1 protein-coding gene (only partly in view) is annotated in these 12852 nt (G+C 66.8%); it reads right to left on the bottom strand.

The whole window is internal to a LacI family DNA-binding transcriptional regulator gene (locus ACLMAJ_RS06260) on the bottom strand: the coding sequence, 140205 nt in all, runs 93394 nt past the left edge and 33959 nt past the right edge, and what appears here is coding positions 33960-46811, spanning codon 11320 (partial) through codon 15604 (partial); reading right to left, the first codon wholly in view occupies positions 12849-12851. Both the start codon and the stop codon lie outside the window.

Here is a 12852-nt window from a genome sequence, read left to right as displayed (position 1 = left end):
AGCCTCGCCGCTTCGGCGGACCGACGCCGTATCGAGGCAAGCTGCTCGCCCAGAAGCGTTTCGGTGGAAGCCTGCGGTACGGGGTCTCCGTCATCGGACGAGCTGGCGGGGGCGGCCCCTCGAACGCCCAGCGGTTTCTCCGGCCCGTGCAACGGCACGGGATCCGCACCGTTCAACCTCTGCTTCGGTGCGCCATTGTCGCCGAACACGAGCCGATGCACCTTCTGCAGGCCCGGCCCGGCCCGGTGCACCCATTGCGCGATCGCATTGCCGACGATCCAGCCACCGTTGGTGTTGTCGTAGCCGTCGTCGAACACCGCGACTTGGCCGACCAGATCACGCAACTTCGGGAACTGTGCTGCCAGTGCCTCGTTCACCCGCACCACTGCCACCGCGTGCGCGAAACCTTGACCGGTGACATCCAATGCCGCAGCGATCATGCCGATGTCATTGCCCGGCGTACCCACCAGCCGAACCAACTCGGCCAACCCGGCCACGCCCGCCCCCGACGACTCCGAATCCCAGTGCGCGTCCAAACCCTTCGCGAACGCCGCTCCGGCCAAACCCTGCGTCGCGATCGTCCGGTCGCTGACCGACGCGGGATTCATCCCGACGGCCTGATCCCCCGCACCAACCACCACCACGTGCTGCACCTTCGGACCGCACAGCAGTTCCGGAGGATGGTTGTCCTCGAAAACGTAAGCAGCCAAAGCAGTCTCGGACTCGAGCGGCACATCCGCCCCGACCACAGGAGACACCGGCGTCGGCGTGGGCAATACAGGCTTGTACTTGTCGGTGATCTCGGCCAGGACCGTGTGTAGTTGCTCATCGGCCCAGGTGTCCATGTCGACGCCGATACTGGCGGCCAAGTCGGCCAGCTCGTTGTCGAGTTCGACGGGCGCGGTGCGGTCGGCATCCTCGGTCAGGCCGACAAGCAGGTTCGCCCGCTCCATAAGCCACCGCAGCGCCGAGTCGACGCGGTCGTGCCGCTGCGCGATATGAACCAACTTGCGTCGACCGAGGTACCAGTCGACGTCCCCCGAAAGGTGCTCCCCGAGCACCGGATTGTCGCGCGACAGGCGAGCGACTTCCTCCCGTAGCCGCGCCGGGCTCAATTCCTCCGACCGCACACCCAGTTGGTCACTCAGCTGCTGGCGCATGTCGTCAAGCTGTAGACGCAACTGGTGCCGCACGTCGGGCCCCATACCGCTGCCTACGAGCATGCCGAGCGCACCGTACATCTCTTCGAACGCCGATCGAAGTGCAGCGCGGCGCGAATATGCCTCCGACACAGCGTCGGCCAACACTTCGAGAGCATCGACGCGAGTCCGCGACCGCAGATGGGCGACTTCTACCTCGACGACCGCCAAATCCGCTGACAGCCCGATGAGTTCGGCGACTCGGGCGCGGTCACGCGGTGTAATCGCCAGCCCCGACAGTGACCTCACCCAGGCGCGGACCCGACGTGAGTCCATATTGTCCAGATCGCTCGACCGAGCCAGATCCTCGGCTACCAGCTCCGACATCGGCGCGGTGTTGTTGTCGGACAACACTTCCCGCACCGAATCCGCGATCCGCACCGCCAGCACCTGACGCCGGGCGATGGCACCCGCCGATTCCCGCAGCGTCTGCCGGTCGTCGAGCCGCGCCCAGAAGGCCGCGTCGCGTCCTGCTCGCTGATTCTGCTCGAGCCGCTGCTGCACGGCGGCAGCGGCGCGCAGCTGCGGAGCCAGACGCGCGCATTCGATGAAGATCACCGCGTTCTCGTCGGCGCTGGCGAGGACAGCCAACTCGCGCAGCGTCTCATCGATGCGATCGGGCCCCAACGCCTCTAGATCCACCGCGTCACCGGGGCCGTCGTACCGCAATTTATTGATCAGCAAGACGATCCGGCGCTGCATCTTCTCTCGGTCGGCGCGAACCTCCTCGAGCATGTGGGCGAGCTCGCGGGCGGGATCCGGGAACCAGGCGGCATCGGTGTTGCCCGTGGAAGAGGAGTCGATCTCGTCCGCCGACCGCAGTATCGCCCGCACAGCACGCAATACCGGCTCACCATCTGTCAACCCGACGAGATGGCTGGCTGGGCGCTGCCCATACGGGTGCAGCGCACGACGGGCGCCGTGCTCGGCCACGATCTCGTTCGCGACCCGAGCCGCGGCCGATTCGGTCGCGACCGCGTCCAGCGGCACATCGCTCTGCGGAGCGGCCACCCGGAGCACCGCGACCAACCCCGTACCGGGCGAGGACTGGCGCAGCACCCGGAAGTGTGTGACAACCGTCGACGCCGCCGTCGCCAGCCCGGTCGGGTCCGCCACGGTGTTCAGCTCGAGCCGCTGCACGCTGTCGGCGGTGCTCGGATCTCCCAAACCGATGGTTATTTCGAACCCACCGTCCGGCGTCTGAGTACTCGACAACAGCAGCGTCTGTCGCCGATCGGAACCGCGCGGATTCATCAGCTGTTCAGCCACATTCATCGCGTGGACAGCGGCGTTGATCTCGGTCATCCGGTGCCGCCGCGAAGCGTCGCGTGACCGTCCCGCAGCGTCGAGAGCGTCCGTCGCCTCGGCCCGCATGGCCGCAACATTCGCCAGGTGGCGCACCATGTCGGGCAACCCGACAGCACGTGCCAACACATCGGGGTGTCGCTGCGCCAGCGCAGCTCGCACGTGTGCGGGCCACCCATGCCACCGCACCGCATTGGCCGCACCCAGCTGCGCCGCCTCGGCGAGTGACGCACCCTCGGGCAGCACCATCTCCTGGAGGCTCGACATCCCGGACCACCGCAACGCGTCCCGCACAATCTTGCCTGGGTCATCGGCGAGCGGTGGCGCATCCGTGGTCTGAGACGCGATCGATCCGACCGCCTGGCGGTAATGGCTCAGTTGACGGATACGCGCGTCGTCCAGCACTTTCCGGGAGGCCGCGTCGTGGCCGATCACCTCGATGTCCGAGTTCGACAGGTCGACAATGCCGCGTGCCGACGCCAGGTCCGCGACATACCCCGCCAGATCCGACGCGTTCGCGCCGAACCAGAGCACCGACGCCGCCGGACCCTCCGGTGTTCCCCTCGACACGTGGTTCAGCATCGCGGCCATGACGCCATCGGCCAGATCATCGAGTTCGCTGTCGTTGATGTGGATGGTCAGCCTATGCGCGGAACGCGGCTCGCCGACCGCGAGCACTATGAGCGGTGACTCGCCGAAGTCCAAGCGCAGCAACCGCACCCGAGGATGGCCGTGCTGATGGGTGGCCAGCCGTACCGCGATCAGCAACCTATTGATCCAGTTGTCGACCTCGGCCAGTTCCCGCACATTCTCGGCAGTGGGCCGCTCGATATCGACCAAGTCTGCCCGACGCCGCGCCAGCCGCACCCGATTCAGCTCGTCGGCCATCGAATCCGACAACTGCTCGGCGGTGGGCAACGGTTCGCCGATGCTGTCCGCCAACAGCCGCTCCACCGGGTCGGTCAGATGCCCGAGGATCTGCGCGCGAGTGTCCGCGGGCAGCCCAACCCAGCGCTGTTCCATCAGCTCCATCCGGAAACTCTCCGCGGCGTTCAAGGCCGCAAGCGTGTCCAGATCGGCGAACCGGGTGTTCAGCGCGTCGTCCACCTCGGCGGACAGACTCGACCGGAAGTCCTCCCACTTGTGCCGCGAACCCTGGCTCGGTATCGGCGGCAACACCGCACGCGGCGCAATGTAACCGTCCGGATCCGGCTCCTGCGCACCCACCCGAATATTCGCGAATTCCCTTGCCGCAGCAGGCAATTCCTGACTGACCGGAACATCATCGGCAGCCGAACTCGTCAACCGCATGCCCAACACCACCGGCTCCCCAGTGGCGTCGAGTACCACACCCACCGGTGGCGCCCACTCATCGAACGCGACACCCTCGCCGGTCATCCCCTCCTCGAACACCCGCACCACATCATCGGCACCGCGCTTGATATTCACCGCATGACCCCACTGCGGCGGCTGCCCATCGACACCCTCGAACACCAGCACCGCGACAACCGCACCACCCTTGCGCTCCACCCGATCCCGTGCCCCCGCAAGCGAAGTGATGCTCTCGTCCCACCCGACACCGACCACTCCGGGCGCATCCCGCAGCAACACACCGTCCAGCGCGGTGAAACCGGCCAACCCCTCCGGCGGTGTACGCCCAACCGTCGCCCACGCATCCCGCGCCGCCACCGGCAGACAATTCTTCGGCCCGTCGGTCAGGACGTGATCGGCAGTGAGCGGCACGTACGGAACCGTCGCGTCGGTGTGCTGCTGCGCCTGCTCCGCAAGCATCTTGCCCAGCTTGGCAACCACACGGTCCCGCAGACCGCTGATGGACTTCGGGGTCTTACCCATCCGCTGCGCAAGTTCCTGGCGGTTGACGACCTGCTCGTCACCGAACCACAGCGCACCCAATTCGCGCTCGGCCGGAGATTTCAAGTCGGCGGCAAGCTCCGCCAGCAACTCTCGCGGCGCCTGGTCCACCAATTCCCGCGCCTGCGCGGTGGAGAGCCGAATCTCGGGCTGCCGGGAGCGCGTACCGAGCTCCGCCAGGGCGGCTAGAACCTTGCGGCCGTTGTCGGTGTCGGCCGAAAGTTCACCGCTGAGAACGCGGACAAGCGTGGACTGAGCCACGCCGGCATGGGCCGCGATCTTCCGTTGGGATGGTGCCGTGGTGTGCTGCTGGGTTCCCTCCTGCTCGAGCACGCCGCGCAATGGCGGTGGAATACGACGCCCAAGTCGACGGGCAGCCGTGAGGACCTCGCGCTCCTGGTCGGTGCCTTCCGACGCTGACCTGGCGAACACATCGGCGACTGTCCGCTCGGAAACTCCGGCCAGTTGAGCGATTGCCGCATCCGTGACTTTGCTGAAATACCAGTATTCGAGTTCGTCGACCGCAGCAAGAACACGATCTATCACCTGTTCGGTAAGTTCACCGCCGCCTCTGATTGCAGAACTGACGGTTGTTTGCACCACACCAGCGACCGCTGCCACTTCTTGCTGACTCGGCTGCCGACGGAACGATCCCGGAACGAACCGTCCATCGACAAACCGACCGGGAGTAAATCTATTCGAGAGGAAGTCCCAATCCACGGCCTGATGGAACACAGTCGGGATCGGAGCTCCAAACCATTGCAGCGCCGCGATAACACGCTGCTCTTCCTCGGTGTATGACGGCTCGGTCCGAGCGAGCACATCGCGAACCGCCACAGTGGACACGCCGAGCAATTTCGCGATATCGCTGATTTCAGGTTGCCGCGCCAACTCCCCTTCCTCGAATTCAAGGAAAAGTTCAGCCATTTCGGTCGCATGCCCGGGTGCGAACCGCTGCAATTCGGCGCGGACAAGCTCGTGGTCCACCTCCACTGGTTCCACGCCGAGAATCTCGGACAACTCTCGGCGAAGCACCTGAAGCTGATCCAAATCGCGACCCTGCACCGGCGAAGACCAGTAGCCGAGGTCCGCAATCGCTGCGAGCACTCGTCGTTTGGCCGCCGTGTCGCCAGCGATCTCCCCACTGAGTACCAAGCTGACCATTTTCTGCGTCACACCGGCAGCCCTAGCGACTTGCTTCTGATCAGATTGTTCCTTGAAGCTTCCGGGAACAAAACGACCCTCGTCATAATGCGCAGGGGTGAACCTGTCCTTCACAAAGGCCGGATCGATCGCGTTCCGGAGCCGGGGCCGGAGCGGATAGCCGAGAATTTGTGCCGCGACAAGCATCCGCTGCTCGGGCTCTGTATACGATGGCACGCGCCTGTGGAGCGCTTGCACCACATCCGAAGAACGGTGCACACCGGCCAATAGCGTCACATCGGCGACAGTCGGCCGCCTTGGCAAGACGCCGAGTCGCATCGCCGTATCGCGAACCTGCCGCCATCGCGCGACGTCGGCTTCCCGACCGGCGAACACTCGGATCACCGTATCCTCGGAGACGCATGCTGCCTCGGCCAGATCCGCCGTGAACTGCTGCGGCAACCGAATTTTGGCCAGAACCTCGGGCGGCAGCGGGAATCCGAGCTCGGTAGCCGCAGACAACACCGCTCGCATTACTCGCGCGCTGACCTGCCCGCCATTGAGGGCCTTGTGAGCACTGCCCGGATTCACGTTCGCTTCCCGCGCCACCGCTGCCAAAGCGACTGGGCGCGGCGCTGGCGTCCGGAATCTGATATTCGCGGGAAACGGTATGCCGAGTCGATCGGCGGTCGCCAACACCGATTGTCCTACCTGTGCGTCGGTTTCCACACCGGCGAACACCCGACGAACCCGGTGGTACGGAACTCCGGACTCCCGAGCTATATCGGTCATGTTGTTGCGACGTGCCGGTTGCGTTGGCGCAGGCGGAATCTCATCCACGAGTTCGGGAACGATCCCCCGCATCGCCTCGATCACACGGTCGCGTAGTTCCGGACTCACCCAATGCCCATCACGTACGCGGCGAACCGTCTTCTTGGATGTTTGGGCCGCGTGCGCGATTTCACCGGTCCGCCACCAAATCGGTGGTCTCAGAGCTACTTCCGGAAGCTCGAACCCGATCCGCGCGGCCGCATCGAGCACAGCCCGCCAGGTCGCGTACGTAACACGCTCGCCGTTGACCAGCCGGAGAACGTCGCTGTACGACACCCCCGCCTCGCGCGCCAAACGTGTTCGAGAGGGCGGCGAAGGTGCCGGCGGCGGCGGTGTCGCCAGCAGCTCTTCCGGAAGCTCGATGCCGAGCCGGGCGGCCGCGGCGGCGACATTCTCCCGAGTCTCGGCCGACACCCGGTCACCCGCGAGCATGCGGCGCAGTGTGTTCCGGTCCACCCCTGCTTCCCGAGCCAGCATCGTCCATTCGAACTTGGGCGTGAAATCGTGAATCGAGACCACGGCACCGCCGCGGATCTCGCATTCGAGTTCGCGCAGCGCGACCGTCACGCGTTCCCGGTACGTGTCGGGCACCGATTCCCCGACGGCCATCCGCAATACGGCTCGATACGACACTCGGGCGCGGCGCGCCACCGCGTGCGCCGAAGCCGGTTGCGGCAGTTTCTGTGGTTGTGCGACATCCTCGGAAAGCTCGAATCCGATCCGGCGCGCTGTCGCTACCACCTTTGCGTGCACCGACGGACCGACCGCCTTCTTGCTCAACACGAGAACCACCGTGCTGAGCGGGACACCGGCAAGGCGCGCCACATCTGTCGCGGTGGCTGGCGAATCCGGCGTGAAATTGGTTGCAGCCGCCTCGATTTCACTGTCTCGGAGCGCTTGCTCCTCCGAACGATCGGTAGCCGATTGCTCTTCGACCGCCAGCTCGGGCATCGCGGTCTGAGCTTCGGTGAGCATCGTGACCAACGACGCCATAGCCGCTTTTCGCGACGTACCGACGTTTTCGCGGGTCACCATCATCGCTCGGCTCGTATCGAGCACCGACTCGTCATTCAGGATCGTCGAGTAGCAGACGATCTTCCGCTGTGGCCCAAGGCCCGCAATAGCATTCGCCAGCTTCGTGAGGTCGCCCGCGATCACCTGTGCGAGCTGCGGCGACAGCCGCGCCATAACCTCTGCGACCCGCTGGTCATACGCAGGTCCGGCTTCGGGGAGCCGCGCCAACCAGCCTTCGATGTCGACTACCGGCGGCTCGGGCACATCGAGCAGCGCGATCATCAGCTGATCCACGACACGCTCATTGGCTGAGGACTCACCGCTCTCCGTGAGGTCGATGATCTCCAGGACCTGCGCTCGGGAACGCCCGCGCAAGAACCGCAGATTGCAGTATTCCGCGCTGCGGCCGGTCAGCTCAGCGACCGCGTCGCGCAACCGCGCGAGGTCGCCGCCGACGGCTTCTACCACTTCAGCGGGAAAACGTTCGGCCACCAACAAGTTCAGCAATTCGTATTCACGTGTGCCCGGTGACGGCAGATCGTGCAGCGAGATTGCGGACGCCGCTATCACCGCGTCCGCCAACGCGTGCATCGCGGCCTGGTTCAGGCCCTCCACCGCGGTGCCCGCACCGAGCCTTGCGGCCAGCGCCGCCGCCTCCTCCTGGGGCAATCCCAGCCCGGTCACCCGCCGCAGCCAGTCACGATGCGCTCGACTGGGGAGGTTACCGAGTGCCTGTGCGATCAAGACCGGATGCGCTACGGCCACCGCCTGAGCCCGCACCCGTGCGGCATCGGCCGCATCGGGATCGGCACCACTCTCATCGGCTCGCACCCGCTCCAGCACGGCCGCGCGGATCCGTTCCGCGATCCTGCGCTCGATCGCTTTGGGGGCGATAGCGAGCAGCCAGTCACGAATGTTCTTGCCCTCGGGCGGGTTCCAGTTGCGCTGCGCCGCGGTGGCGAGCGCATCGTCGACACCGGCTCGTGCCAATGACGCGGCTCGTTTATCGCCGACCATGGCCAGCACATGCGGGAAGATCTGACGACCGAAAATCTGCTGTAGTCGTCTGGACGCGTCGGCTCTGCTGTCCGCGTCGCCAGTGCGCGCGGCGGTCAGCAACGCCGCTGTCTCCTCGTCGGCGCGACTCGGCTCGACGGACGCCGGAGGGTGCACCTGCGGTCCCGCGACAGCCGCGCCGTCACCGACCCACGGCACCTCCTGTCCACCCGGGCCCGACTGTTGCTGCCCGATCCGTGTCCTCGGCTTGTCACGGCCCGCGACACCGGGCTCCTGCGCAGGCTGGACCGTCGGGCGACCGTCGCCATGGCGGAGGATGGCGTAGGTCTGCTCGACATCGGCCTTGCGCTGACCCCTGACGTGGTCGTAGGTGATGCCGGTGGGTTCGGGGCGCTGAATCAGGTTGCGCTGAATCAGGTTGCGCTGCACCGGTTTTTCCCAGTTCCAGTCGCGGACCTGCACCGTGCCGTCGTCGGCGACATACATCTCGTAGGTGTGTGAGCCCACGTTGTTCGGGTTCTCGGGGTCGAAGCCGACGTACTCGTCGGTGACCGCTGCCGTCGCGCCGACCCCCATGGCCAGCAGCTCGTCGGCGATCATGTCGTGCGCGGTGCGACCGGTGTCGGGGTCGGCATGGAAACCGCCCGGATGCCAGCCCGCGCGGAGCAAGCCCTGGTATTCGTCGGCCGTGCGGCCGGGCAGACCGGACGTATCCGTCGGCGCTGGAACCAGATCCGGCCATCTGCGATGTTGCGACCACGCCACATTCGTGGTGCAGTTCGCCGGATTGCCCTCCAGCGCGTTTTCGATCAGCGGCACCTCGAAGGAGGTGTCCGGAATCCGGTACGCGGCCAGATCGGCGCGGTTCACCGGATCGAAAGGGTCCCAGTCGATATCGACGTCTTCGAAGAAGCGCCGCGCCTGGGGCAGGTTCTGCGCGGCAGCGGTCAGGGCCGCGCCGTCGGACAGCGCCGAGATCTCCGCCCACGGCAGGGACAAACGGTGCGCTCTGCGCGTCTGGAACAAGCCGTTGACATCTTGGAGTAGCGCGTTGGGGGCCACCATGTCGGCGTCCGCGCCGAAGTACACCACCGTCGCGTGTCTGCGCAGAGAATCGCTCTCGCGCGCGTTCTCGTCGTAGTTGGCCGCCGCGTGCCGCAACCCATCCGGCAGCGACCCGCTCGAAAAGCGGCCTGCCACAGCAACAGTGACCCGGGTGGCGGTGTCGACGTCACCGAACGCGACCATCAGGCGCTGGGGCTTGCCGGGACCGTCCAACCCCAGTGACAGCACATGCACCGGCGGGTGGCCGGGCAGGGTGGTGGCCAGCAGCTCGGCTTCGATCAACTCCGCCCGCCGCTGTCGCAGCACCATGAGCCGGGCGTCGTCGGCCACGGTGAGCCCGCCGGCTTCTTCCAGCACCTCGAGCGTGTACAGCTCGCGCGCCAGCAACCTCCGGTTGGCGCGGTCGCGCCACCGCGCCGGGACACCCGCTTGATCGGCGTACCGCTGCGGCTCCATTTCGACCCGGGTCCAGCATTCGTCCCAGGTCAACTTCCGCCACGCCACCGCCGCGTCCGCGGTGGAGACGTAACTGCCGGAACCGTCGAGGCTCTGCGGCAGGACCGCGTCGGGTCGCAGGAGATCCTCGGGGCCCACCTCCGGCAATGCCGGTCGCGGGGTCGGATACTCGATGCCGGAGGTCTGCGGACGATCCTCAACGGCACGTTGGGGTAATTGTTCCGGTGCGGGAGCGCGACCCGCCGACAGCGGCGACTCCGGGCGCAGGTATCCGACGACACCCCGGTGGGTGCCCTGCTCGAATTCCCCACGGTATCCGGCAAACCGGTCGTGCTCGAGCGCGGCCTGTAGCAGGGCTGTGTCGGCGTCGTCCACCACGACGATGCGGATCTGCGGTTCGGCGAAACCGTCCGAGGCCGCACGCGCCCTGCCGTCCTCGACCAGCGCGCCCAGGTCGCGAGCCAGCCGCTGCGAGTCGGTTCCCTGCCATACGACCGCGGCGCGCAGAAGACGACCGGGACGGCGCTGCGGGCCTCCGTCCTGGAGGGCGAGCTCATGATTGGCGTGTCGCAAGCCGGTGCGCAGCGCCTCCGGAGTCGGATCTCCCGATGTGACGAACACGGTGATCTCGTCGGCGGTGTTCGGCTCCCCGATCGACACGAAAGATCTTGCTTCGGTATCGGATTCGTCCAGCGGGAGTGCGAGCGGCAGGATCGGCCGGGACTCGGCCACCCGGTCGGCCCGGTTCAGCGCCGCCAGGATCGCGCCGAGCCGTGCGGCCTGCGCCCAATCGAGTCCGTCGAGCTGATCGCCCATCGCGAGCGCGAAGATCCGCATCACCGCTTCGGCGCGGAAGGCGTCCAGGATGCCGTCGGTGTTGGCGACCAGGTGCGCGGCCGACTCGGCAAGTGCGCGACGTTCGTGCGGTCGCATTCCCCGCCACAGCGTCGCGGCGAAATCCGGGTTGCCGCCACGGCTCTCCAACGCCAACCGCAGCAAACGCGCCGGACCGGATTCGACCACGTCGGTTTCGTAGTTCGACAGCACGAACGCGGGCGGCTCCTGGTCCGCGCCGCGCGGTCCTTCGACCACGGTGACATCGCCGGTCAGCTGCGGCTGCGCCACCCGCAGCACACCGATCGCGTCGCCGTCGCCGACCAGCACGATCCGCGGCTGCCGATCGCCGATCGCGTCGGTCAGGTGCGTCACCAGCGCGTCGCCGTCGAGGCCCGCGAGATCGACATCATGCGATGCCCGACCGTGGTCGGCATCATCGCCATCCACCCGCAGGGTCGCGATCATCGCCATCGGCCCGCGCCAAAGCTGTTCGGCGGCGAAGAGATCAACGGCGGCTTTGGAGTTTCCGCTGATCTCACGGTCGGTGTGCGCGGTGTGTGCCACATAGCCGAGCACGGTGTCCGCGGCGGCCGGATCGCCGATCTGAAGCACGACCCGTCCCCGGCCACCGTCGGACCCGTCGTAGGACAGCAGATACACCGGCACCCGCACGCCGATGTCTTCGAGCTGCATTTCCACCGCGTTCAGAGCGGCTCGAACCGCGCGTAGCTCGACCCGCAGCTGCACGTCCGGCGGGGATGCCGGTCGCCCGGAGAACTCCAGTCGGTCCAGCTCGTCATAGAGCCGGTCTCGGTTCGACGCGTCGAACTCGGCGGGTGACCCGGCACCCAGGTTCCCGCGCTTGCCGAAGCCCCGCCTGGCGGCCACAGCCGACTTCTCACCCTCGGCCAGCGGGCTTTCAGCCGTTTTGTCGGACTTGATCACGACGCCGTCCACGCTGATCACCAGCTGTGGCGGTGGCTGTTTCCACGCGCTGAAGGCACTGTGGACGACCTCGCCGTTGATCTCCTCGTAGACCATCACCTCGCCGTCGTCCGCCTTGTAGACGGTGAAGACGTGTCCGCCGACCGCCCGCCGCCTACGCCCGGCGTACTGCACCGCGCCATATACCGCCCCGCCGTGCTCTGCCACGTGCTCGGCGATCGCGTCGATGGAACTGAACCCGCCATCGCGCCAATCGCCGTGCGCGGCTTCGGCGAACTCACCCCACCCCATACCTGCGACAGCGATGCGTCGGTCGTCCAGGGCGGGCGGGCTCACCCGGTGACCCAACTGACGCTGACCGAAGTGCAGCGCGACCGGACCACAGTTGAACGGTCCCTTGCCTGCCAGGTGCTCCTGCGCTGGATCGATCTCCGGCTTGGCGACCAGCGCGGGGTCGATCCTCGCGGTGTCGGTCGGCTGCTGTGGCACCCAACCGGTAGGCGGTCGCACCGTCAGGCGCGCGCCGTCGGAACCCGCGTGCGGCGTTTTCGGGTCGATGTGGACGAGGTGGTGCTCCTGGTCGATCACGATCAGCTCGCGCAGACCGCGAATCGGGTTGCGGCGCAACCGGTCCCCGATCTGTTCCGCGGAGACCGTGGTTTCGGACAGGTTGACGACGATCCGGTCGGCCTGCTCCTCGGTTACCTTCTCCCACACCCGGTACATGAGGTTGCGGAGCTTATTGGTGGTCGGGGCGTAGTGGTCGAAGATCCGACCCTCGATGCGATAGTCGGGGTTCTTGTCACCGGGAACATCCGGGTTCTGCTCGATCTGGTAGCCGAGTTGCGCCAGCAGTTGGGCGGCCTCGTTCTCCCGCTCCAGTTGCTGACGGCCGATCAGGTCGGCCTTCGCGATGCGGGTGCGCGGCCCGGTCGGCTCCCGCGACGGGTCGGGTGTTCCGGACGGCAGGGTGGTGGCCGGTCGGGTCGCGGCCGCGCCGTCGCCGACCCATGGAATCGCTTGCCCGGCCCGGTTCAGCGTGCCCTCGCCGTCGACTTCGTCGGCCAACGCGGCCGCCTGCCCGATCCGGGTCTTCGGTTGGGGGACACTCCTGGTGGGGTCGTAGGCCTCGGCGGGGGTGCCGTCGGCGTGACGGATGATGACGAAG

The organism is Nocardia arseniciresistens (genome assembly GCF_046764875.1).
Taxonomy (GTDB): domain Bacteria; phylum Actinomycetota; class Actinomycetes; order Mycobacteriales; family Mycobacteriaceae; genus Nocardia; species Nocardia arseniciresistens.
This window is presented reverse-complemented; position numbering and strand designations above follow the sequence as displayed.